Genomic DNA, 22,201 nt, shown 5'->3' on the forward strand with positions numbered 1-22,201 from the left:
GTCTGTGAAAATACGTTCATGAGGAGGATTCGTATGCAACAGGAGCAACAAACGAACGGGAATGTAAATTCCCTTTTGAAACCATCATTTGCCGGAACGGATGCAAAAAAAGTAAAGCAAGACATTCAAAAAGATTTGCGCGCGGGACAAGGTGCAATGACTGCTCGAGAGGCAGGAGCGATGCGGGAGTAACTAACAAAAAAGCAGGGAAACGTCCCTGCTTTTTTTGTTTATGCGGAATGGCTAGGCGTGAAAAGCTTTCCCGACAGCTTTTCCAGCATATCTTTTGTCATGCGGTCCAGATCGTAGGCGGCACGGAAGCCCCATTCCGCTTGTGCGGCGGAAGGATCGATCGAATTGGGCCAACTTTCCGCAATCGCCTGGCGAACCGGATCGACCTGATACGTGAGGGTGAAGCCAGGCATATGCTTTTTGATCGCTGCCTCGAAATCTTCCGGCGCGGCGCTCATCGCGGTTACGTTGAAAGCGTTGCGGTGGATCAGCTTCGCCGGGTCCGCTTCCATCAAGTCAACGATGGCTTGCAGCGCATCAGGCATATACATCATGTCCATGTAAGTGCCTTCGCCGATGTAAGAGGTGTACGCCCCTTTTTTCAGCGCTTCGTAGTAAATTTCAACCGCATAGTCGGTCGTGCCGCCGCCTGGTGGTGCTACATAGGAGATAAGCCCGGGAAAACGGATGCCGCGCGTATCCAGTCCAAATTTATGATGGTAGTAATCGCAAAGCAGCTCGCCGCTCACTTTGTTGACGCCATACATGGTTGTCGGGCGTTGGATCGTGTCTTGCGGCGTGTTGTTTTTTGGCGTGCTCGGTCCGAAGGCGCCGATGGAGCTTGGCGTGAAAAATTGGCATTGCAGCTCGCGCGACACTTCAAGCGCGTTGACCAGGCCGCCCATGTTCAAATTCCAGGCGAGCAACGGTTTGGCTTCGGCTGTCGCTGACAGAAGCGCTGCCAGATGGATGACGGTATCCACTTTGTATGCTTGCGCAATCGCAAACATCGCTTTGGCATCCGTTACATCAAGCAGTTCAAACGGGCCGGAGTTTACAACTTCATTGTCCGGCTTTTTCTGAATATCGGTAGCAATGACGTGATCCGCGCCATATTCTGCTCTCAGCTTGGTGACGAGTTCTGAGCCGATTTGGCCCAGCGCTCCGGTTACGAGTATCGTCTTCATTGCAGAATCCCCATTTCTTTGCCGACTTTTTCGTAGATGGCCAGCGCTTGATCCAGCATGTCGGTCGTATGGGCTGCCGTCGGCATGTTGCGGACGCGGCCGGTTCCTCTCGCAACGGTCGGGAACACGATCGCTTTGGCGTAAACGCCTTCCTGGTACAGCTTTTTGCTGAATTCCTGTGTCAGCTGTTCGTCCCCGATGATGCATGGCGTAATCGGTGTCTCGCTCTCGCCGATGTTGAAGCCCAGCGCTTTCAACCCGCGCTTCAGGTAATTGCCGTTTTCCCACAGCTTGTCGTGCAGTTCGGTGCTCGCCATGAGAATGTCGATCGCTTTGGTAGCGGCTGCGACATCGCCCGGTGTCAGCGCGGTGGAGAACAGGAACGGTCGGGAGCGCACTTTCAGCCAGTCGATCAGCTCTTTGCGGCCGGCAACATAACCGCCGACGACCCCGATCGCTTTGGACAAGGTACCGATTTGGAAATCGATTTGGTCCGACAGCCCAAAATGCTTGACGGTGCCAGCCCCCTTTCCTGTAACCCCGGAGCCATGCGCGTCATCCACATACGTGATCAGGTCGAACTCGCGCGCCACTTCCACGATTTCCGGCAGCTTCGCGATGTCGCCGTCCATGGAAAACACGCCATCGGTAATCACCATGATTTTTTTATAAAGACCCGATTCCTTTGCCGCTTTCGCTTTTGCGCGCAAGTCTTCGATGTCGGCATGCTTGAACGGGATGATTTTGGCTTTGGACAAACGGCAGCCGTCGATGATCGAGGCGTGGTTCAGCTCGTCGGACAGGATGGCGTCATCCTTATCCATGACGGCAGAGATCGCAGCCATATTGCAGTTGAAACCGGACTGGTACGCGATTGCGGCTTCCGTGTGCTTGAAAGCAGCAAGCTTTTCTTCCAGCTTCACATGCAAATCAAGCGTGCCGTTGATCGTGCGCACTGCACCTGCACCCACTCCATATGTCTGAATCGCGTTGATAGCCGCATCGACCAAGCGCGAATCGGTCGCCAAGCCGAGGTAGTTGTTGGAAGACAGGTTAATCAGTTTTTTGCCGCCGATGGAAATGATCGGCCCGTTGGCGCTTTCCAATGGCTCGATTGTATTGTAAAGACCTTTTGCCTTCAAATCTGTCAAATTCTCATGCAGGAAATTGTTCAAAATGGTGCTGCCCACATTCATTCCCTCCCGATTGATCCGCTTGGCCGTAATTTCCACGCGAATGAAAGTCCATACCACGCGCACAAATTAAAAGCGCTTAAACGTATGTAAAATCTCACTTTTTGATTATTAATGTAACACCTATAATCGAAAATGTCCATATGGGAAGGACGGATTTTTTCGTGTTTTCGGCACATTTTTTTGCCTGCCTCCCCTTTCTAACATCCCCTCCTTTCAGCGATAAAAGTCATCGGTGCAAAAGAAAATAGCCCTTTACCGGCTTGCTGCGATGGGAAAGAACGCAGCAAGCCGATAAAGGGCTTTGTGCATGTTTGAACGTTTCCTTGCTTTTTGCCGAAAAATTAGTACCATTCTGGCTCGTCTTCATGCCATTTTAGAATCGTCTCATCTGGATGATACTGGTATCGAGCAAGATTGATCAGGCGATCCGCGGCGATTTCTACCCCTTCTTCCCGCAAATATTCCGCTTGCAGCTCGGCTGACGCAGAATCGCGCAAACCGATCTCGCCCTTGGAATTGATCACGCGATGCCAGGGCAGGTTATGCTTTTTGCTCATGGCGTGCAAAATGCGGACGACTTGCCGCGCCGCCCGCGGACTGCCTGCCGCTCGGGCGATTTGCCCGTAGGTCATGACTTGTCCTGCGGGTATTTGCCGGATGATGGCGATGACGTTTGCGGTAAATGGTTTCACGGTAAGCCCCGCTCCCGTCATGATGCGAAATAGGGCAATGCAAGCAGCTCGCGGCAATCTTTGATCCAGGCGATCGGCGACACGTGATGACGCTCCATTTCGTCCGGCTTTCCCCGATACGCGATGAAGTCCACTTGCGCATCTTGCGCCGCCTTGCCATCGATCCAGGAATCCCCGACCATGATCCAATCATCCGGCCCAAGGTGCGGGTAGCTGCCCAGGATGGCCAAAATGCCGGACGGCGACGGCTTTAATGCGGTCATATGCTCACGGGCGTAAATGGCGTCGAAAAGGTCCGCGATTCCTGTTTCACGGAGCGCCTCCCAAGCGGCGACAGACGCATTGTTCGTCAAAATGACGAGGCGGTGGCTGTTCTTCAGCTGTGTGAGCACCTCGACGACGTTGTCCTCAAGCTTGGCTCCATGCATTCCTTCTTTTTCGATCTGAGCAACTTCATCCCAAATTCTGTGTTCCATGCTTGCCGTCAAACGCCCTGACTGGCGCCCCCATTCAATCAGCTGCGATGCGGTTTTTCCTTGCCAGTCAAGCGTTGGCTCGCACAGCTGAAATTCAACCAACAGCTCGTACACCGTCCGTTTCATCTTGGGAAAATCAATCGATGATTGGAGCAGCGTATTGTCCATGTCAAAAATGATCCCTTGCCTCTTCATTTCTTTTCCCTCTCCCCGACAATCTGGCACCAAGCCATTCCGTTTCGCTCATTTTACCATCAAATGCAAAAAGAGACGAACGGTTGGCCGCCTCATCTCTTTTTTGCAGGTTCTCTATGCCGTTACACGACATCATATCCTTGATCTTCAATCGTGGTTTTCAAACTCGCTTCATTTACAGCCGCTTCATCGTAGGACACGGTCACTTTGTTGCCGGCCAGGTCTACTTTCACAGCGCTTACGCCGTTTACCTTGCCCAAAGCGCCTTCGATCGAGTTTACGCAGTGATTGCAAGACATTCCTTTTACGTTCAATGTTACGGTTGTCATTTCATTTTCCCTCGCTTTATTGGATTTTGGCTCGTTTCAGACGCAGCGCATTCAATACGACAGATACCGAGCTGAACGCCATGGCTGCTCCCGCTACCCATGGGGCGAGCAAGCCGATCGCTGCGATCGGAATCCCGACCGTATTGTAGAACAGCGCCCAAAACAAGTTTTGTTTAATGTTCGCCATCGTTTTGTGGCTCAAGGCGATCGCCTCGGCAATGCTGGTCAGCTCGCCGCGCATCAAGGTCAGATCGGCTGCTTCGATTGCAATATCCGTCCCTGTTCCGATCGCCATGCCGACATCTGCCGTGGCAAGCGCCGGCGCATCGTTGATACCGTCGCCTACCATCGCTACTTTTTTCCCCAGCTGCTTGAAGGATTCTACTTCACGGGCTTTCCCCTCCGGCAAAACCTCAGCGCGAACCTGTGTGATGCCCACCTGGCGTGCGATTGCTTCAGCTGTCCGCAAATTATCGCCGGTGATCATGACCACCTCCAATCCCAGTTCATGAAGTTTGGCAATCGCTTCGCGGGAGCTTTCCTTGACCGTGTCTGCCACCGCCACGATCCCTGCCAGCTTGCCATCGATCGCAGCGAGCATCGCGGTTTTTCCTTCTGATTCCCATTGCTCCAGTTGCTGCGCGACGGCGTCAAAGCGTATGCCTTCGCGGCCCAGGAGCTTGCGTGTCCCGACCAGGAGCGCTCGCCCGTCAATCCGCGCCGAGATACCGTAGCCGGGTATCGCTTCGAACTCCTGTGTTTGCTGCAACGTCAAGCCGCGTTCCACGGCTCCTTGCACGATGGCCTGTGCCAACGGGTGCTCCGATTGTTTCTCTGCGGAAGCCACCAGCGTGAGGAATTCTTCCTCCGTAATGCCGTTTTGGGGCAGTACATCGGTTAAAGCAGGCGCTCCTTTGGTGATCGTACCGGTTTTATCCAGAATGATGGTATCGAGCTTGTGCGTTGCTTCCAGATGCTCGCCGCCTTTGAACAAAATTCCGATTTCCGCGCCTTTGCCTGTGCCGACCATGATAGAGGTCGGGGTTGCGAGTCCGAGTGCGCATGGGCACGCGATAACCAGCACGGCGATGGCATTTTCCAGTGCTCCGGTGAAATTGCCTGGATCGACCATGAAGTACCAAACCAGGAAAACCAGTACCGCGATACCGACGACAATCGGCACGAATACGCCGGAAATGCGATCCGCCATACGTTGAATCGGCGCCTTGGACCCTTGTGCCTCTTCGACGACTTTGATGATTTGCGCGAGCGCGGTGTCTTTGCCGACCTTTGTCGCTTGATACGTAAGTGTTCCGTTTTTGTTGATGGTGGCACCGATCAAAAGGTCACCCGCTTTTTTGTCAACCGGTACGCTCTCGCCGGTCAGCATCGATTCGTCTACTGCGGATGCACCGGACAACACGATACCGTCTACGGGTATTTTTTCACCAGGTTTCACCATGATCACGTCACCTGTGACCACTTCTTCCATCGCGATGGTCAGCTCTTGCCCGTCCCGGATGACCGTCGCCGTTTTCGCTTGGAGACCCATCAGCTTTTTGATCGCTTCCGATGTGCGTCCTTTTGCCAACGCCTCGAACAATTTGCCCAAGATGATCAGCGTGATCAAAATGGCGCTCGTTTCAAAGTAAAGCTTGTCGCCGCGCCCGCCGATCGTTGCAGCCAAACTGTAAAAATAGGCGGCGGATGTTCCGAGCGAGACCAGCACATCCATATTGGCGCTGCCGTTTTTCAGTGCTTTGTAGGCGCCTCTGTAAAAGGGCCAGCCGATGATGAACTGTACCGGCGTGGCAAGCGCGAGCTGAACCCACGGATTCATCAGCAGATGCGGCATATACAGATGGGACCAGTTGAAATGCGCGGCCATCGTGTACAACAGCGGCAGCGACAGCATCGCAGAGACTGCGAAACGAACTTGGTGGCGGCGGATTTCCTTCCCGCGATCGTCTGCCTTTGCGCTGGCAGTGACCGGGAGTGTCGCGCCGTATCCGAGATCCTTCACCTTCTGGATCATCTGGTCAGGACCGGTTTCTTGCGGATTGAACTCGACCGTCGCCCGCTCCATCGTCAGGTTCACATTGGCGTCGGTGACCCCGGGCAGCTTTTTCAGCCCTTTTTCGATGCGGGTGGCACATGCGGCACACGTCATGCCGGTAATATCGAGATTCACTTTTTCCAGTGCGACCTTATAGCCCAAGTCGGCTACTTTTGCCTGCAGATCGCTTACGCTCACCTTGGCCGGGTCGAACGTCACCGTCGCTTTTTCCATGGCGTAATTGACATTTGCCTGCTCGACGCCGTCCATCTTGCCGAGCCCTTTCTCAATCCTTATGGCACATGCTGCACAAGTCATGCCTTCCACTTTGAGCGACAAATGGTTTGTTGCCTTGGGTTTATCCATCACTTCACTGCTCATTATGTTCACCTCTAACGGTTTCGCTATCGTTCCATGGCTTTATATTACTATACCCCCCTACCCTATGTAAAGGGGCGATATGCGTTTTTTCCCTTATTTTTTTCGTTCATGATGCCCATATCTTGCCCTGCCTATGAAACATTCGGGTTTCCGTTGCTTTTTTGTGCTGTCGCGACAGGATTTGGCATCGCCCGTATCGTAGGTATACAAGACTCTGAACAGAAAGAAGGATTGTCAGATGAGCCACCCTTCGCTCTACACGTCCCGCGTGCTTGATGCCGCTGATGCGGAACACTATGTCGCTTTGCGTCTGGAAGCATTGCGCACCAACCCGGAAGCGTTTTTGGTTACCTATGAGGAAAGCGTCGCGGATGATAATCTGCTCGCTGTTTATCGCAGCCGCTTGATGCCCACTCCTCTCTCTTTTACGATGGGCGCATATCGCGGTGAAGACTTGGTCGGCATGGCGACATTGATCCGCTCCGATCGGGAAAAAATCCGCCACAAAGCTTCACTGGTCGCTGTCTATACGACACCTGGCGAACGCGGAAAAGGCGTGTCCAAAATGCTTTTGTCCGCCATGATCGAGAAAGCGCGCGAGTGGGAAGGCGTCGAGCAGATCACGCTGACCGTCGCCAGCGAAAATGTCCCGGCGGTCAAGCTGTACCGTTCGCTCGGGTTCGAATGGTTCGGAACGGAAAAGAAAGCGATGCTTCATCAAGGGGTATATGCGGATGAAGATTACATGAAGCTGATGTTGTAAGCAGTCCTGCGTGTAGAGTAGAGAACTGAAACTTTCTGGCGACCTTTAGATCGCCAGAACTTGTTTCAGCTCCCCCTCATCAAACCGTACGTGAGGTTCTCCCTCATACGGCTTTCCGATGTTCTTCTTTCTTTGGCATGCGGCTTTTCCTTAAGCAGCTAATTTCACCAATGTTCCTCTCGTCTGCATGATTACTTCTCCGACTCGCGCATGTTTCTTTCGCTCATTTCTTTTCTTGTTCCAGAAGAGAGTAAGTCGTTCGATCACATACCAATCGATGCGATTTCCCCATTTAGCTGATATGGGCGAGATGAAGTAGTAATTCTTAAAGCCTTGCAACTTTCGGTTCAGTCCCTTTACCAAATCCTCTAGGCTCCAGAAAAGTTTGCTTCTGGGCTCTGTGTATTCCTTGATTTTACGTCTCATATTCTTCATGGCTTTCTTGCTTGGAATATGAGACATCACGAACACTTTACTTCCACCCTTGTTTAGGACTGGAAACTTTCGATGGTGGAGCCCTAGAAAATCGAAACCGCTCGAGTGATCCCAAATGTTGACAAGCCTTGATTTCTCCTTGCTCAGGGTAAGATCCAGCTTGCTCAAAATAGCTTTTATTACCTGGATGCTTTCCAGTGCTTCGGCTTTGGTTCTGCACATGACCACAAAGTCGTCTGCATAGCGAATGAGCTTCCCAAGATGAGCAAATTGTTTCTCCCAAACCGTGTCCATATAGTTAAGGTAGATGTTGGCTAAGAGGGGTGAGATGACTCCACCTTGCGGCGTCCCCCATTCCGTTTCATGGAACTGCTCATCTTCCATGACTCCAGCCTTTAGCCAATTTCGGATTAGTTTCAGGACACGTCGGTCGCTGATTCTCATTTCGACCAGCTTCATCAGCTTTTCTTGGTTAATGTTGTCAAAGTATCCTTTGATGTCAACATCCACTACCCAATACGCTTTCTTGCTGGCTTTCCTGATCTGTGCGACCGCTTGGTGGGCATTCTTCTTTGGGCGAAACCCAAAGGAGCAGTCCTTAAAGTCGGCTTCAAAGATTGGTTCAATGGTCATTTTCGTTGCCATTTGCACCACCCTGTCTCGGATGGTTGGAATACCTAGCGGTCTTTCTTTTCCGTCTGGTTTTGGAATAAAGGTGCGTTTTACAGGGAGTGGTCGATACTTCTTCCGTTTGAGGTCGATATAGATTTCATTTAGGAATCGGCTTTCTCCGTATTCCTCCACAATCTTTTGGATTGATTGACCATCTACCCCTCCGCTGCCTTTGTTGCTTTTGACTCTTTTCCATGCTTCGGCAAGAATATCTGGACGAAATATCTTGTCGTACAAGGCGTGAAACCGCCGTTTTGGATTTTCCTTGGCACAAAGATATAGAGTTGTCCAGAGTTGTCGAGCTTTTACGTTGGTGTAGTTAGCAAGTTTGCTTGCATTCACTCACTCTTACCTCCTTTCAACCCGTGAACAAAGCAGGGTATTGCCTTTCCCTTTCGGCGTCCTTCCCTCCGCAAGGTTGTGTTGTCCTTGCGTTCGTTGGTACTATGACCCCCTCCGACTCCCTTCCTGCCGTCCACCACTTCCCTTTCGGTTATAGGCTTTCGCTTTACACTCTCCGAGAGTGTGCAGGGGAGGGTCTCCCCAGTTCCGTTACTTACTTTCTCAACATACCGATCCCTATACCCCGAGAGGTTCTTGGGTGCTGTACTCCAAGTTCTCCGCACCTTCCATGGACTTCACCTTGTACCCCCAGGTTCGTCTCCTCCTTGTCCACCTTTCAGTGGTCTTTTTTAACGAGGCGGCAGGATTCACTTTATGTTACGGTCTGCTGATTTGCTCGCAACCTTTCGGGTTGCTTTGTCACAGGGCTTCAACCTTAGGATTTCTCCACCAGTTGCCTGTCAGCTACGAGGCGACTTGGCTCTTACCTCGGTTGGACTTTCACCAACTAGCAATTAACGGCTTGCTGGGCGCGCGGATACGCAAAAAGCGCCTTATCGTTGGATAAAGGCGCTTTTGTGTTTTTTTCCGATTTATTTTTTCGTAATTCCAATCTCAACGTCCAAATCTTCCCCGCTGTCTTTCGCTGTCAGCATGATCACTTCATCTTTAACCTCAAGATCATATGCGGAGTCAATCTCTTCATTCTCCTGCAACGCATCTGCGATCTTCTCGGCAATTTCCTTTGCGGTATCGTTGTCATCGATGGTAACCGTGACAGTCTCGTTGATATGATCATCTTTCACCTTCACCGCATAGGTAGAAGCGGAAGTCGCATCCGACTTGACCGTAATGTTCCACGATTCTGCAACGGAGGCATTTTTCAGCGAACCTTTGTCGACAGACGTATCCAAGCCGAGCTTGTCGAGCGCGCTTCCCGTGAATTTGATGGAAGGAACCACGTCAGTCGGGCTATTGTCGGTTTCAAAAACAAATCGGTCATCTTCATAAGAAACGTTCACGCGGCTGTTATCGTCCAAAGCATCGCCGATCGCAGCTTCCAATTCAGCAGCCGCTTCCTCGCCATCGTCCTCGCTGCCATCGATGCCCGCAAGATCGATCGACGCGAACGCCTTCCCGTTCAAGGAAATCGAGAGGGTTTCAGCTGAGAGATCAGGTGTGCTGTTGGAGAGGCGGGAACCGGTTTTCACCGCTTCTTGAAAAGCATCGGCTTTTTTGCCGTCCGAAATCTTTTCTACCTTGAACGCTACCTCTTCATCTGTTGTATACGCATAGATGGTCTGAATCTTATTGTTTTTCAAAACAAGCTCGATTTTCATCCCCACATCCAGAGAATCGAAGCTCGACGATTTGCCATCCAGTTTAACAACCGCATCATCAGCTACTTCATATGTTTTGGAACCGATGGTCAGCTCCTCATCGGCTTTATCGATCTTGGCAATGGTTCCTTTTACATGGTTGCCAAGGTCGACATTGCCGAATTTGCCGAGCAAGCGGTTTACGAACACGGCCATTTCGGCACGAGTTACCGGTTTGTTCGGTTTAAATGTCTTGTCTCCGTATCCTTCTACCAGCGATTGCAATAATGCGAAAGACAAGTACGCCTTGTCATCGGATGAAAGCGTGGAAATGTCGCCGAAATAGAGAGCGTCATCCGAACTTTCATCGAATTCGGAACCTAATGCGTTCACCAACAGCTTGATGACAAACATTCTTGTCGCCGGTTTGTTCGGTTGGAAGTCCTTGTCATCCACGATGTGATTGATCAATGCCAGTTTGACCGCATGTTGCGCCCACTCGGGAACATCTTTTCCTGTGTAGTCATCTCCGGCCGTCAGCAGGTCTTTGTTTTGCGTTAGCAAATTGATCACCATCGTCAGCGCTTCAAGCTGTGTAACCGGCTTGTTCGGGCGGAACGTGTGATCCGGATACCCCTTGATAATCGATTTATCCACCATGATTTTGACAGTCGCTTCTGCCCAATGCTTCTGCAAGTCGGAAAAGTCCGCTACCTTGATCGGATAGGCGTTGCCTTTCCCTTTTCCTTTATGATCATTTCCATGTCCCTGTCCATGGTTATTTTCTTTCGCGCTAACCGCTGTTCCAAACGTTACCATCAATGTCCCGGCCAGGACCGTAGGCAAAATCTTATGTTTCCATGTCTTCATACCAGATGCCTCCTCGATTTTGTTTCTGACAATTCTGGTAGACGGGCGCAGGAAACAAAAGGTTGCAAATTTTTGGACCCATCTGGCATACTTTTCTTTGAACCATGAAATTCCATATTTTGCTGGCTCTTCAAAACGACAACATCCTAAATAGTTGGAGCTGATTCATGATGAAAAAAGTCTGCCTGTTATTACCGAACGGCTTTGAAGCAGTTGAGGCAAGCGTTTTTACAGATGTATTTGGATGGAATAAGGAGGAGGGCGATGGTTCCACCGATCTTGTTACAGTCGGCACACGGAAAGAACTAACGTGTACGTTTAATTTTACGGTACGACCTGAATTATTGATTGAAGACGTCCACGTCGATCAGTTTGATGCCCTTGCATTACCGGGAGGGTTTGATCAAGCGGGTTTTTACGAAGATGCGTATCGAACTGACGTGCTCGAACTCATTCGAGCGTTTGACAAACAGGAAAAAATCATTGCCTCCGTCTGTGTTGGGGCATTGGTACTCGGAAAAAGTGGGATTTTGCAAGGAAGAAATGCAACCACTTACAATTTAGAAAATGGAATGAGACAAAAACGACTTGCTGAGATGGGCGTGAATGTCATTCCTGATCAACCGATCGTCATTGACAGGAACATCATCACGTCCTATAATCCTGCGACTGCCTTTGATGTGGCTTTTACCCTGCTCGAGCTGCTTACTTCCCTAGAAAATGCAAATCATGTAAGAAAGCTTATGGGATTTCTTCCGTCAGAGTAGCATACGTGTGATTGCCTAGCCGGGTTGGGCCAAGCTTTGTAAGGTAACCCACCACATTTAGAGATACACGGATTGGTGTTTTTCATGGATTCTCCCAGATGGGTGGGTTCTTCCTTCTGGCTTTGCTATCTCGTCATGCTCTCAGCATCTTTTAGTTGCTTGATGCTATAGCTCAATTGAATCGTTCTGCCTGTTCGCGGATCGCGCAGCTTCGCCAAAAACGTCTCGCCGAACAAGAATGTGCCGGAATGAAGCGGGAGCGTCCCGCAAAATACAGCCATTCCCCCGCTCACATAGTCGCGTTCCCGCAAAATGCGGAACAGCTCGTCCGGATTGAGAAAGCTACCCAACGTCCCGCGTTGATAGAGATGCTGGACGCCGCCATCGATGACCCAGCTTTCCATCTCGATTTCATCCCAATACGCCCGGATGGTATCAAGCGGCCAAACATGCGGCGAGATCGGCTTTAGGCAAACCTGCTTCGATTTTTGAATCGAGCTGGCTTCCAGCACCCGATCCGTATGATCGCTGCCGAGCCCCACATACCACGCTCCGTTAATATCCATGAGCACTGCTTCCGCCTCACCGCTGCTATGGTTTTGCACGACGGTAATTTCATCGGTCACCTGCATGAGCTGCGGGGAGAGATCGTAGATCATCGGCACGCGCGGTGGAGCCGGTATGCCCAGTTCTTTCAGTTCGTCAATGTGCCGTTGAACGGCTTCCTGGTCTTTTCCGGTATACCCTGCGATAATCAGCCGGGCCGGTTCCCATTCCAGCATTGTTCCGTTGCTTTGGAGTTTCATCAGATCAGTCCTCTCTCCTCTCCATTTTTGTCAGCGCAATACGCGATGCTTTAACTGCGGGAATGTCTCCCGGATGTGGGCGATTTGCCCCAGATCGATTTGCGCTTTCACAATCGCTTCTTGCTCTCCCCCCGAGGCGATGACGACGCCCCACGGATCGACCACCTGGCTGTGTCCTCCCAGCAAAGTGCCTCTGGTCGTTCCCGCGCAGTTGCTTGCGATCAGATAGCATTGATTTTCCAATGCCCTGACCTGATTGAACAAATTCCAGTGCATCAGCCGCCGGTGCGGCCACGCGGAAGTGACCAAGAGCAGTTCGGCCCCACGATCAACCTGCCTGCGGAACAGCTCGGGAAAACGCAAATCGTAACAGGTGGCCAAGCCTACCTTGCCAAACGACGTATCCACCACCGTTATGTCGTCGCCGCGGGTCAACAGCTTTCCCTCGTCCGAGCCGTAGCGGAACAAATGAATTTTGCGATAGGAAGCGATCTGGCGGCCTTGCGGATCGAACATCACGCTTGTGTTGTAAAACTTGTCGCCGTCACTCTCGACAAAGCTTCCGGCAAACAAGTAGGCACCGAGGGCTTTTGCTTTCGCGGAAAAACGCGCGACGAACGGGCCGTCCATCGGTTCCGCCTCCTCCGTATAGCGATCAAAGGAGAAGTAACCGGTCGCCCAAATTTCCGGCAGAACAATCAGATCGTATCCTTCGAGCGTGTCGAGCGTCGATTCGACTCGCTGGATGCGCTGTTCTTTTGTTTCATCGTCCTTGATTTCAACTTGAACGGATGCAACGTTCATCGTGCTCACTTCCTTTCATGATCGTGGGGAAGCTGGTAGGAACCCAAAAACCGCTCCACAAGCTTGACCGCTTCCTGATACCCGTAGTTGCGGAACGAGTATCCTTTCACCACGAACGGCGCTCCATTGTAAAACATTTCGTACTGCTGATGACGGCCGCCAAATTCTGAACCGACGATATCCCAGGCCAGTTTGAACAATTGGATCTTTTGCGTGGAATCCACATTGCCGCCGCGAATGTATTTCGCGATGTCCGCCGCCGTCTCGGGATGGATCATTTCGCGATACGTCGACGGTCCCTGCAAAACGCCGCCGCCCGCCAATTCACGCAAAATTTTGATCACGCTGGTGTAGATCGTGTCCTGCATCCCGACAATCCCGTACAGAAAGCGCGGATTCGGTCGGACCAAACCGTGTTCGTCCTGGATGCACTGGTATTCGGAAGCGAGCATCATGCCCTCTACGGTAGATGCGATGGAGGCAAGCTCCCCTAATTTTTCCTGGACTTGCGGGAACTTGTCGGTCCCGTTCATTTCCGCCATTTTGCGGGCAACACCGATGACGAATTTCAGTTTGGTGGCAAAGCGGATTTGCGCCTGATTATTGCCGACCGCATGTGCCGGTGTTTCATGAAATTGCGCACGGACCAGATCGATGTTTTTGTAGACAAATACGTGCTCCCACGGAATGAAGACATCGTCGAACACGACGAACGAGTCGCTTTCGTCAAACTGCGTGGAAAGCGGATAATCGAATGTACTGGGCTTGTCTTGCGCATAGCTCGGACGCGCGTACAATTTCAACCCGGGAGCGTCCATCGGAACTGCAAAGGAAATGGCGTAATCTTCATCACCCGGACGCAACGGCGAAATGACGCTGCAAAACAAGTAATTGCTGACCGCAGACCCAGTCCCCAGCATTTGCGAGCCGCGTACGACAATCCCGTCTTCCCGTTCCTCATAGACAGCCATCGCCACATATTTTTCATCCAGCTCATGCGCCGCCTTGCTTCGATCGACCTGCTGCGGAATGATCACATACGACACATACAAGTCATTGTCGCGAGCGAACTTATAAAAATTGACGACATTGTCCTTGAATCGTTGACCGCCTCGCTCAAACACGTGCGCTGCACCAGCGAAGCTGGCCAAAAAGCTCGCCACATGGTCCGGGCTCCGGCCGACAAAACCGCAGGTCGCTTCCGCCCATGTCGTGATCGCCTCCCTGCGCTCCTGCAAGTCTTCCCTGCTTCGGGGAATCATGTAAATCTTGTTGGCGATCATTCCGTCTTCTGTCACGTAGGTCATCTTGTTTTTCGGGTCCGCCGCGATGTCGTACAGCCCTGCCACCGTATCGATGATCCCGGTAAATGCGGGGTGCGTCGTGACATCCTGAACACGTTCTCCCCCGATGTAAATGCAGCGATTGTCTTTCAGCGAATCTTTATACTGCTGGCCTGTTCTCATCCGCACACTCTCCTACGTTGATTTTATATATACTGTGTTATGTGTTGTGTATACACAAAACACGTAAAAAAAAAACGTTACTTGATCAGCAGACACCGCTTGCCCTCACGCTTGGCTGCAAATGACGTCCTTGACCTCTTGATCAAGCTTTTTGACCAGCTCCGCATTGTACGTTTTGATGAAAGCCGGCTCCGTTACGACCTTTCCGCCGTAAAACATGATGTCCCGAACCTCTTCGACGTCAACTTCGAGAACAGCAAGCTTGAGCGTGGTCCCCTCCGTCTGCCTGGATGTTACCGTCGCTTTCCCGTTGATGGCGTAAACGCTTTCAACGCCGATAAACGTGAGAACCAGATGCGGATCGTTCTCCAAGATGCTGACAAATTCGGATTTGGCATCAATCGCGAAACGAACGGTTTTCTCCGAGATGGCATACACCCACGATAAAGCCGTGGTGTAGACCCTTTCCGTTTGCTTGTTGACTACGTTTAGCAGCACGATCGTGTTTCCTTGAAGCAGGGAAATCATATCCGGCTGCAACTCTTCACGCGGTTTACCCATGCAGTTCGTCCTCCCATTTCGTATAGATCGATTCGTTCGTCTTCGCCAGGTGCAGCTCGACACATCGGGTCGCTGCATCCGCATCACCCGACTGCAATGCCTCGATAATCGCCCGATGCTCTTCAAGCACTTCTTTCATCCGGTTTTCCTTTTTCAAAGCCTGCAAGCCAATTAAATGCGTAAGATTGTGGAGATTCAGCAAGATTTCCTTGACCAGTTCATAGTCGGCGAATTCGGCCAGGGTGATATGAAATTTTTGATCCAGGTTGATAAAGGAAATCTCATCGTTGTTTTGCATCATTTCTTCTTGCTCGCGATAAATCGTTTTCAAAACATCAAGCTGTCTTTCCGTAATGGTTCCGCTTAACTTGATCATCACTTTTTTTTCAATGGCTTCCCGCAAGAAGAAGATTTGCTCCACTTCGCTTTTCGTCACTTTACGAACAGCCAACCCTTTCCGTGGGACGGTAACGAGCAATCCTTCTTTGATAAGGTCTTGCAGCGCTTCCCGGACCGGTGTTCTCGAAGTGTTCAAATGCTCGGCCATCTTCACTTCGGTAAAAATTTCGTTTGCCGAAAGTTGGCCATTGAGCACGACTTGTTTGATTTGGTGATAGACTTTCTCTTTCGTGGTTTCTTTTTCGATCGGTTTCAAATGGAAGCCCGCCATGGACATTCAACTCCTTTCAGCTGTGTATGATGTATACACAATACATAAAACCGTATCTTGTCGTCAAGTGATTTTCGGAAATTTTCTCACAATAACCCGACAAAAAGCGCCATTTCGACATGTGCGGATGCGAAAAGGCGCTTCTCTTCGTCTGTGTGCTGGCGAAATGCGTCCCTATTGAGGGTCTTGCATGTTCAAGTTTTTGTCTTTCTCGCTTTTTTGTTTCTTGGCAGCGGTATTTGTTTGATCGCCATTGTTTTTTTTGTTGTTGAACTGCGTATTTTGGTGATTGGACACGGTGTCACTTCCTCTCTGCATGGATTCACGCCTTTTTTACTATGCCCCGAGGATGCCCGAAACTTTCACCACACGCACCCATGCATGAACGACGGACAAAAATGGAAATAATCAATAGTGAATCCATTCCTATGGTGATATTCCCAAAACTAGAAGGTGTGAAATATGCTGCTGTTAGTAGGTAGTGTGATTGTACTTAATCTGATTGCTTTCTATATTCCCAAGACAATGAACCGGTTCGAAATGTACGTCACCTCTTTATTCGCTGTCTATTTTGCCTGCGAGGTTGATGTTTATTCTTAATTTACGGAACGATTTTTACGGCTACTTTAATGTAGGAGCTGACTACAGAACGTTGATCATTTTTTTTGGGCTTTATCCTGCCTTCAGTTTGATTTTCCTGAATCTCTATCCTCACTCTGCAGGATTTCTCCGCAAAACGTCCTATATCATCGTTTTTTCCGTTCTCTCCACTGCTCTTGAGTGGCTTTTCTCAACAAAGTATGGGTTCTTCTACCATAACGAGTGGAAACTGCTTTATTCTCTCCTGGCATATCCCTTTATTTTGCTGCTCCTCCTTTTCCACTTGGTCATGATCAGAAAACTGTTTGCCAGCAACCGTTTTTAGCTTTTTGGGCGTCAAGCTGAACGGGAGTATTTCAACCGCTTTCACTCCCTCCCGTTTTTCCCCTAAAAAAGTTTTATTCTATTCAAAATAGAATCATTTTTATGCCTTGTGGTAAAATTCTCGCATGAGCAGACATTCGCAATGAGATTACTGGAGGGTAAAAATTGAACGCTGAACAAAAAATTCTTCGCACCTCAATTGGTGTCACTTTCTTCGTGGCTTGCGTTGGAATCATCTTCGGCCTGCTGTCGGGGTCGTTTTCCATCGTGTTTGATGGAGTCTACTCCCTGACCGATGCCAGCATGAGCGTCCTGGCCTTGATTGTCTCAAAGCTGATTGCCTCCTACACCGCACCGAACGGGCCGACAGGAAAGTTGCGTGAGCGCTTCACCATGGGTTTTTGGCACCTGGAGCCGATCGTCCTTGGCCTTAACGGTCTCATGCTCATGGGGGCGGCCGTTTATGCGTTGATTAACGCAATTGGCAGCCTGATGACAGGAGGGCGCGATCTTACGTTCAGTTTCGCCATCGTCTATGCTGTTGTGACGGTGATCACCTGCTGTTCGATGGCGATCTTCGAGACGCGTGCAAACAAGACCCTTCGCTCGGATTTCGTGGCGCTTGATGCCAAAGCCTGGATGATGACAGGCGCGATTACCGGCGCACTCTTGATCGCGTTTAGCGTCGGATACGCCATTGAAGGCACGGATTATGCCTGGATTACGCCTTATATCGATCCGGTCGTTCTTGCGTTGATCTGCCTGGTGATCATTCCGCTGCCGATCTCAACGGTAAAGCAGGCGTTGGCCGACGTCCTGCTGATCACCCCGCAGTCGCTCAAGCAGCATGTCGATGAGGTTGCACAAGACTTTGTGCAGCGCTATGGATTCGTTTCCCACCGCGCCTACGTCGCAAAGGTTGGCCGGGGCAAACAGATTGAGCTGTACTTCATTGTGCCAACCGGGTGGCCGACGAAACGCCTCGAAGAATGGGACGCCATCCGGGATGAAATCGGCCATGCGATCGGCGATGAAAGCGCTGATCTCTGGTTAACGATCGTGTTTACCACCGACGTGGAATGGGCGACCTAGCATTACAATAGTTCTACGTACCCTTCTGTCCCATTCACGCGAATTCGTTGCCCGTCTTTTATCCGTTTGGTCGCATTCTCCACGCCGACAACTGCTGGTACGCCATATTCACGCGCGATCACTGCTCCATGGGTCATCAGTCCGCCAACTTCGGTGATCAACCCTTTTATGGACACAAACAATGGCGTCCAGCCAGGGTCAGTGAAGGCAGTGACCAATATATCTCCCTCTTTTAGATCAGCATCTTCCATCTTTACGATGACACGTGCTCGCCCCTCGATCACGCCGGACGAAACAGGTAGACCGGCAATCGCATTGGCCGGGAGATTTTCTCGTTTGTACCGACCTGCAATGATTTCACCATCAGACGTGATTACGCGGGGGGGAGTCAGTTTTTCAAAGTGTTTGTACTCGTCTTTTCGCTTGCGGATGATCTGATCAGCCCGTTTGTTGGTGCGTACGACTTCGTGAAGCTCTTCAAAAGTGAGATAGTAGATATCTTCGCTTTCCTGCATAACGCCAGCTTCTACGAGTCGTTCGGCTTCTTTCAGCAAAGCCTGCTTATACACGAAATAGCGACTAATCATGCCATATTTGGGATATTCGCGATAACCGATGAAATTCCGGATGAGGTCGATCATTCGTTTTGTCTCTATGGCTTTTTGTTCTCCATCCGGCAATTGTTTCAATCGCTCCAGCAGCTCTTGTTCTTTTTCCAACGCTTCCTGCCGTCCTTGCTCAAATTTCCGCTTGCCAGCATTCGGCTCAAAATTTTTGATGTTACCGAGAATCATGGGGACAAGTGCAAGCGGTTTTTCGATCCAGCGAGTTCTCGTTATATCGATTTCTCCGGCACATCGCATTCCGTATTGATTGAGATACGCATAGATCGCGTCTTGCGTTTCCTGTCCACCTTCCAACGAAACCAGTTCATCCAAAAAGTGATCCTCTTTTACGTTCCGTAAATACTCAATTACTTCCGGATAAGGGCGAATCACATCTGCGACGTCCATTAACGCAAGACCCATTTCCGACGTAATATTATTGGGTACGGATTGAGAAAGCGTGTCTGCTGCGTTTTTTTCCCCTAACCATTCGTTCATTTTTTCATTGATCCATGATGAAGCATTCATCGCAGCCATAAAAACAGCTGAACTTTGTGGATCAAATAAAATCTTCTTTAATTCCTGAAGATCTTCTCGAATAAAATCAAATAAATCTGACCCTGATTTTGTTTGGATGTTTTGTTTTGCCTCTTCAATGGATGTTTGGCTACGCGCAATCAAATCAGAAACGATGGATGGACTGTTTTCAAATTGTGCCCGTATATCGGTATGGCCTCTAGCGGGACTCGATGCTTGATGATCATTTGGCAACGATTTGATAAAATCTCCTCGCTCCATGATGTTCATAAGCGCGTCTTTCATGAGCGGATCGTGTTGTTCCATGGCAGTTAATAATGTGTTTCTGCTGTCAGGCGAAGCCAGTCGATTTGTAACATCAACAAACAACCTCCCACCGGCTTCACGCATCGGTGCGGGAGTCGTTAACAAAAAAAATGACAATCCCAGTGGTTTTATGGGATCGGTCATCATTTGTTGATGACCAACGGATATATAAACGTGATTTTCTTGATCACTCGCTTCAGGTATCGGATATAACGTCGTGATGGGACGACTCTGTACAATAAAAAAGGTGTCATCAACCAAACACCATTCGATATCTTGCGGGCAGCCAAAAGAAGCTTCGATCCGTCTGCCGATGCGTGCCAGTTGCAAAATTTGCTGGTCCGTTAGTGTTTGCGTCTTTTGCAGAGCTGGATCGATCTGCTGTGTCCGGGTTCCGCCTTCTTTTCGTCCATAGATCGCCAATTTTTTGGTTGCGATCTTCTTGTCGACGATTTGCCCTTCCTGCACTTGATAGCAATCGGCAGAGACCAGGCCGCAGACCAGTGCTTCGCCCAGTCCAAAACTGGCATCGATTGAGAGCAACTTCCGGTTAGACGTAAGAGGGTCAGCGGTAAATAAAACCCCCGAAGCCTGCGGGAACACCATCCGTTGGACGATAACGGCTAAATAAACGTGGCGGTGGTCAAATCCGTTTTGCATCCGGTAAATGACCGCGCGATCCGTAAAGAGGGAAGCCCAGCATTTGCTGATATGCTGCAAGATGGCTTCTTTGCCGATGATATTCAAATAAGTGTCTTGTTGACCGGCAAAAGACGCATGCGGCAAATCTTCAGCAGTCGCACTGGAACGCACGGCATAAGCATGTTCTTCGCCAAACCGGGTGAGAGAGTGAGAAACTGCTTTTCCAACATCGGAAGGTATTTCTGCTTCCATGATGAGTTGTCGAATCTTCCTGCTGATTTCGCCGATTTGATCTCGATCTTCTGCTTTTAGCATGATTAGTTGATCCAACAAAGCATGATACGATTCGTTTTGTTCGATGGCTTTTTGAAATCCCGCTGTTGTCACACAAAATCCTTCCGGCACCTGGATTCCTTCCATTTTTGACAGTTCCCCTAGATGCAACCCTTTTCCGCCAACGAGCAAAAGCTGCGTTTTTTCGATTTCCTGGAAGCCGAGAACCAACGAGCACATGCACAATCTCCTCCAACCAATCATTTTAGAAAAAACATTTGACAAGAGTTTACCGCCATGGTACGATTAAAGTGTAAGATGCATTAATTATGACTAATTTGACGAAATCAGTCGTGAACCGATTATATCATCGCATTTCTTTCTGTGCAAGATCGTGAACCTGGGAAAACTGTCCAGGTTCTTTTTTGATTTATCCACTTTATCCGCTGCGATCCGTCACCGATGTGAACGGGTTTCGCATAGCTGAATGGTCATCTGCTTTTTTATAAATAGCAGGTACCATGAGCAACGTTCTTTGGACTACCTTTTCAAGCCAATGCGTCTCAACCAGCCGCTTGTAAACATTCCATTAGCCTCTTCCAATCGAGATGTTCTTGGTTAACAACGAAAGGAGATCCATACGCGATGAAATCAGACTGTATCAAATTGCCTGCAGGATTTTTGGCGGGATTGCAACGAATAGGGATTGCTCCACACGACCTGGCTCACAATGCGCGCCTGCCACTCACCCTTCTTATAAAACCAGCAGAAGTCACCACCGCCCAATATTACAGCATCTGGCAAGCGTACGCAGATCTCATTGGTGACACGGCTACCGGAATCATCAAGCTTATAACCAACTTTGAAACGGCACAATATCCGCCGCCCGTTTTAGCGACCTATCATGCTCGTGACTATCGCGACGCTCTTCATCGAATGGCCCGGTACAAACAACTGTGCCCTCCGGAACGTTTGCGCATAACGGAGGCAGGCGAAATCTGTACAATCGAATTGAATGGGATGCCCAACGCAGAACCGGGACCACCAGTGCTGGTTGGAACCACGCTAGCCTTTCTGCTAGAGCTTGGGCGCCGGGGTACGGGTAAGCCTCTATCTGCAAAGTCTGTGGAATTTTCTCACTCGATGGGCGACGTCGCTCCCCTCGAAGCTTACTTCGGCTGCCCGATACGAATTGGTGCCACTTCTAACCGGTTAACTCTCCATCGAAGAGATTTGGACCGCCTCTTTCTTTCCTATAACAATGAATTGCTGGAGATCTTGACACCCGTATTGGATCGGTCATTGGATGAACCGTTCAGTCGTTCCGTCGCTGAGATGGTCAAGTGGATCTTGAAGCGGAGTCTAGCCGGAGGCCGCATGACGATTCAGGCTGTTGCGAGCGAGTTGGGCATGAGCGATCGGACCTTGCAGCGCCGACTTATTGATGAACGCACAACCTTCAAGCAACTGTTGACACAGGCTCGACATGAACAGGCACGAGAATACTTGGCCGACCCCAAACTCGATATAAAAGAAGTGGCTTTCTTGATTGGGTATGAAGATCAAAACTCGTTTTACCGGGCCTTTCGCCTTTGGGAAGGCGCTACCCCTTCCAATTGGCGTTCTGAATACGTTCGGGTTAAACCCGTCGACATCGACCCCCTCACCTGACGAGTTCCAATTCGGACCAGCTTTTGGCGGGTGATGCAAGAAATTTGGCGTGGTACGCTAGTTACCGGACGACCCAGACAAAGTACGATAATCTCTATTCGGAGCACAAGAATGTTCCAAGCTTACCTTCCAGTCAGCTTGACGTGAATGAC

Annotated in this window: 20 protein-coding genes; 6 read left to right on the forward strand and 14 right to left on the reverse strand. The window is 50.2% G+C overall.

Annotated elements, in window-relative coordinates:
- Positions 1-33 precede the first annotated feature (33 nt).
- Positions 34-192, forward strand: a complete 159-nt coding sequence (locus ACTID9_RS14645; protein WP_441065026.1) for a hypothetical protein — start codon at positions 34-36, stop codon at positions 190-192.
- A gap of 38 nt (positions 193-230) precedes the next feature.
- On the opposite strand, the gene ACTID9_RS14650 is transcribed toward ACTID9_RS14645, so the two are convergent.
- The 6 genes from ACTID9_RS14650 to ACTID9_RS14675 form a co-directional block, all read right to left on the reverse strand.
- Complete coding sequence (locus ACTID9_RS14650; RefSeq protein WP_441065027.1) at positions 231-1,199, reverse strand: L-threonine 3-dehydrogenase; 969 nt, start codon at positions 1,197-1,199, stop codon at positions 231-233.
- Positions 1,196-2,395 carry a glycine C-acetyltransferase gene (locus ACTID9_RS14655; RefSeq protein ID WP_441072600.1) on the reverse strand — a complete coding sequence of 400 codons (1,200 nt, stop codon included), beginning with the start codon at positions 2,393-2,395 and terminating at the stop codon, positions 1,196-1,198. Before ACTID9_RS14655 ends, ACTID9_RS14650 begins: the two co-directional genes overlap by 4 nt.
- A 341-nt stretch (positions 2,396-2,736) precedes the next feature.
- On the reverse strand, positions 2,737-3,108 hold the full coding sequence (locus ACTID9_RS14660) for an MGMT family protein (protein WP_441072602.1): 372 nt from the start codon (positions 3,106-3,108) through the stop codon (positions 2,737-2,739).
- Entirely contained in the window at positions 3,105-3,758 is a 654-nt protein-coding gene (locus ACTID9_RS14665) for an HAD family hydrolase (RefSeq protein ID WP_441065028.1), read from the reverse strand. Before ACTID9_RS14665 ends, ACTID9_RS14660 begins: the two co-directional genes overlap by 4 nt.
- Before the next feature lie 122 nt (positions 3,759-3,880).
- Positions 3,881-4,087, reverse strand: a complete 207-nt coding sequence (copZ, locus tag ACTID9_RS14670) for a copper chaperone CopZ (protein WP_441065029.1) — start codon at positions 4,085-4,087, stop codon at positions 3,881-3,883.
- Positions 4,088-4,103: 16 nt separating this feature from the next.
- Positions 4,104-6,524: a heavy metal translocating P-type ATPase gene (locus ACTID9_RS14675; RefSeq protein ID WP_441065030.1), complete on the reverse strand. Its 2,421-nt coding sequence runs from the start codon at positions 6,522-6,524 to the stop codon at positions 4,104-4,106.
- A 238-nt stretch (positions 6,525-6,762) separates the two neighbouring features.
- Between ACTID9_RS14675 and ACTID9_RS14680 the strand changes: the two genes are divergently transcribed.
- Positions 6,763-7,287: an N-acetyltransferase family protein gene (locus tag ACTID9_RS14680; RefSeq protein ID WP_441065031.1), complete on the forward strand. Its 525-nt coding sequence runs from the start codon at positions 6,763-6,765 to the stop codon at positions 7,285-7,287.
- A 150-nt stretch (positions 7,288-7,437) separates the two neighbouring features.
- Here ACTID9_RS14680 and ltrA read toward each other — a convergent pair whose 3' ends face one another.
- Positions 7,438-8,736 (reverse strand): group II intron reverse transcriptase/maturase, encoded by a 1,299-nt coding sequence (gene ltrA, locus ACTID9_RS14685; RefSeq protein ID WP_441065033.1) that lies wholly within the window; start codon positions 8,734-8,736, stop codon positions 7,438-7,440.
- A gap of 593 nt (positions 8,737-9,329) precedes the next feature.
- Positions 9,330-10,925 carry an S-layer homology domain-containing protein gene (locus ACTID9_RS14690; protein ID WP_441065035.1) on the reverse strand — a complete coding sequence of 532 codons (1,596 nt, stop codon included), beginning with the start codon at positions 10,923-10,925 and terminating at the stop codon, positions 9,330-9,332.
- A 170-nt stretch (positions 10,926-11,095) separates the two neighbouring features.
- On the opposite strand from ACTID9_RS14690, the gene ACTID9_RS14695 reads away from it, so the two are divergent.
- Entirely contained in the window at positions 11,096-11,692 is a 597-nt protein-coding gene (locus ACTID9_RS14695) for a DJ-1/PfpI family protein (RefSeq protein ID WP_441072604.1), read from the forward strand.
- A gap of 125 nt (positions 11,693-11,817) precedes the next feature.
- Here ACTID9_RS14695 and ACTID9_RS14700 read toward each other — a convergent pair whose 3' ends face one another.
- From ACTID9_RS14700 to ACTID9_RS14720, 5 genes are all read right to left on the reverse strand, one after another.
- Positions 11,818-12,498, reverse strand: a complete 681-nt coding sequence (locus ACTID9_RS14700) for a DUF2848 family protein (protein ID WP_441065036.1) — start codon at positions 12,496-12,498, stop codon at positions 11,818-11,820.
- A 30-nt stretch (positions 12,499-12,528) separates the two neighbouring features.
- A complete protein-coding gene (locus tag ACTID9_RS14705) occupies positions 12,529-13,302 on the reverse strand; it encodes a carbon-nitrogen family hydrolase (protein WP_441065038.1) in 774 nt (257 codons plus the stop codon).
- Between the two features lie 5 nt (positions 13,303-13,307).
- Positions 13,308-14,768, reverse strand: a complete 1,461-nt coding sequence (locus ACTID9_RS14710; protein WP_441065040.1) for a 4-hydroxyphenylacetate 3-hydroxylase family protein — start codon at positions 14,766-14,768, stop codon at positions 13,308-13,310.
- Positions 14,769-14,873: 105 nt separating this feature from the next.
- Positions 14,874-15,329 (reverse strand): hypothetical protein, encoded by a 456-nt coding sequence (locus ACTID9_RS14715; RefSeq protein WP_441065042.1) that lies wholly within the window; start codon positions 15,327-15,329, stop codon positions 14,874-14,876.
- Positions 15,322-15,999: a GntR family transcriptional regulator gene (locus tag ACTID9_RS14720; RefSeq protein ID WP_441065044.1), complete on the reverse strand. Its 678-nt coding sequence runs from the start codon at positions 15,997-15,999 to the stop codon at positions 15,322-15,324. The genes ACTID9_RS14715 and ACTID9_RS14720 overlap by 8 nt, the downstream gene beginning before the upstream one ends.
- Before the next feature lie 586 nt (positions 16,000-16,585).
- Between ACTID9_RS14720 and ACTID9_RS14725 the strand changes: the two genes are divergently transcribed.
- Positions 16,586-16,924, forward strand: coding sequence for a CBO0543 family protein (locus ACTID9_RS14725; RefSeq protein ID WP_441065046.1), 339 nt, complete (start codon positions 16,586-16,588; stop codon positions 16,922-16,924).
- Between the two features lie 164 nt (positions 16,925-17,088).
- Positions 17,089-18,015: a cation diffusion facilitator family transporter gene (locus tag ACTID9_RS14730; protein ID WP_441065048.1), complete on the forward strand. Its 927-nt coding sequence runs from the start codon at positions 17,089-17,091 to the stop codon at positions 18,013-18,015.
- A 2-nt stretch (positions 18,016-18,017) separates the two neighbouring features.
- Here the strand turns inward: ACTID9_RS14730 and ppsA are convergent, their stop codons facing one another.
- Entirely contained in the window at positions 18,018-20,618 is a 2,601-nt protein-coding gene (ppsA, locus tag ACTID9_RS14735; protein ID WP_441065050.1) for a phosphoenolpyruvate synthase, read from the reverse strand.
- A gap of 405 nt (positions 20,619-21,023) precedes the next feature.
- Between ppsA and ACTID9_RS14740 the strand changes: the two genes are divergently transcribed.
- Positions 21,024-22,049 (forward strand): helix-turn-helix domain-containing protein, encoded by a 1,026-nt coding sequence (locus ACTID9_RS14740; RefSeq protein ID WP_441065052.1) that lies wholly within the window; start codon positions 21,024-21,026, stop codon positions 22,047-22,049.
- Positions 22,050-22,201: the final 152 nt, after the last annotated feature.

It is taken from the genome of Brevibacillus fluminis, assembly GCF_052072235.1.
In the GTDB taxonomy this organism is placed as follows: domain Bacteria; phylum Bacillota; class Bacilli; order Brevibacillales; family Brevibacillaceae; genus Brevibacillus_D; species Brevibacillus_D fluminis_A.

Excerpts from the sequence above, each read along its gene's own strand:
- ACTID9_RS14645 (WP_441065026.1), top strand. The coding sequence starts at position 34 with ATGCAACAGGAGCAACAAACGAACGGGAATGTAAATTCCCTTTTGAAA.
- ACTID9_RS14650 (WP_441065027.1), bottom strand. The coding sequence starts at position 1,199 with ATGAAGACGATACTCGTAACCGGAGCGCTGGGCCAAATCGGCTCAGAA.
- ACTID9_RS14655 (WP_441072600.1), bottom strand. The coding sequence starts at position 2,395 with ATGAATGTGGGCAGCACCATTTTGAACAATTTCCTGCATGAGAATTTG.
- ACTID9_RS14660 (WP_441072602.1), bottom strand. The coding sequence starts at position 3,108 with ATGACGGGAGCGGGGCTTACCGTGAAACCATTTACCGCAAACGTCATC.
- ACTID9_RS14665 (WP_441065028.1), bottom strand. The coding sequence starts at position 3,758 with ATGAAGAGGCAAGGGATCATTTTTGACATGGACAATACGCTGCTCCAA.
- copZ (WP_441065029.1), bottom strand. The coding sequence starts at position 4,087 with ATGACAACCGTAACATTGAACGTAAAAGGAATGTCTTGCAATCACTGC.
- ACTID9_RS14675 (WP_441065030.1), bottom strand. The coding sequence starts at position 6,524 with ATGAGCAGTGAAGTGATGGATAAACCCAAGGCAACAAACCATTTGTCG.
- ACTID9_RS14680 (WP_441065031.1), top strand. The coding sequence starts at position 6,763 with ATGAGCCACCCTTCGCTCTACACGTCCCGCGTGCTTGATGCCGCTGAT.
- ACTID9_RS14690 (WP_441065035.1), bottom strand. The coding sequence starts at position 10,925 with ATGAAGACATGGAAACATAAGATTTTGCCTACGGTCCTGGCCGGGACA.
- ACTID9_RS14695 (WP_441072604.1), top strand. The coding sequence starts at position 11,096 with ATGAAAAAAGTCTGCCTGTTATTACCGAACGGCTTTGAAGCAGTTGAG.
- ACTID9_RS14700 (WP_441065036.1), bottom strand. The coding sequence starts at position 12,498 with ATGAAACTCCAAAGCAACGGAACAATGCTGGAATGGGAACCGGCCCGG.
- ACTID9_RS14705 (WP_441065038.1), bottom strand. The coding sequence starts at position 13,302 with ATGAACGTTGCATCCGTTCAAGTTGAAATCAAGGACGATGAAACAAAA.
- ACTID9_RS14710 (WP_441065040.1), bottom strand. The coding sequence starts at position 14,768 with ATGAGAACAGGCCAGCAGTATAAAGATTCGCTGAAAGACAATCGCTGC.
- ACTID9_RS14715 (WP_441065042.1), bottom strand. The coding sequence starts at position 15,329 with ATGGGTAAACCGCGTGAAGAGTTGCAGCCGGATATGATTTCCCTGCTT.
- ACTID9_RS14720 (WP_441065044.1), bottom strand. The coding sequence starts at position 15,999 with ATGGCGGGCTTCCATTTGAAACCGATCGAAAAAGAAACCACGAAAGAG.
- ACTID9_RS14725 (WP_441065046.1), top strand. The coding sequence starts at position 16,586 with ATGTTTATTCTTAATTTACGGAACGATTTTTACGGCTACTTTAATGTA.
- ppsA (WP_441065050.1), bottom strand. The coding sequence starts at position 20,618 with ATGTGCTCGTTGGTTCTCGGCTTCCAGGAAATCGAAAAAACGCAGCTT.
- ACTID9_RS14740 (WP_441065052.1), top strand. The coding sequence starts at position 21,024 with ATGAAATCAGACTGTATCAAATTGCCTGCAGGATTTTTGGCGGGATTG.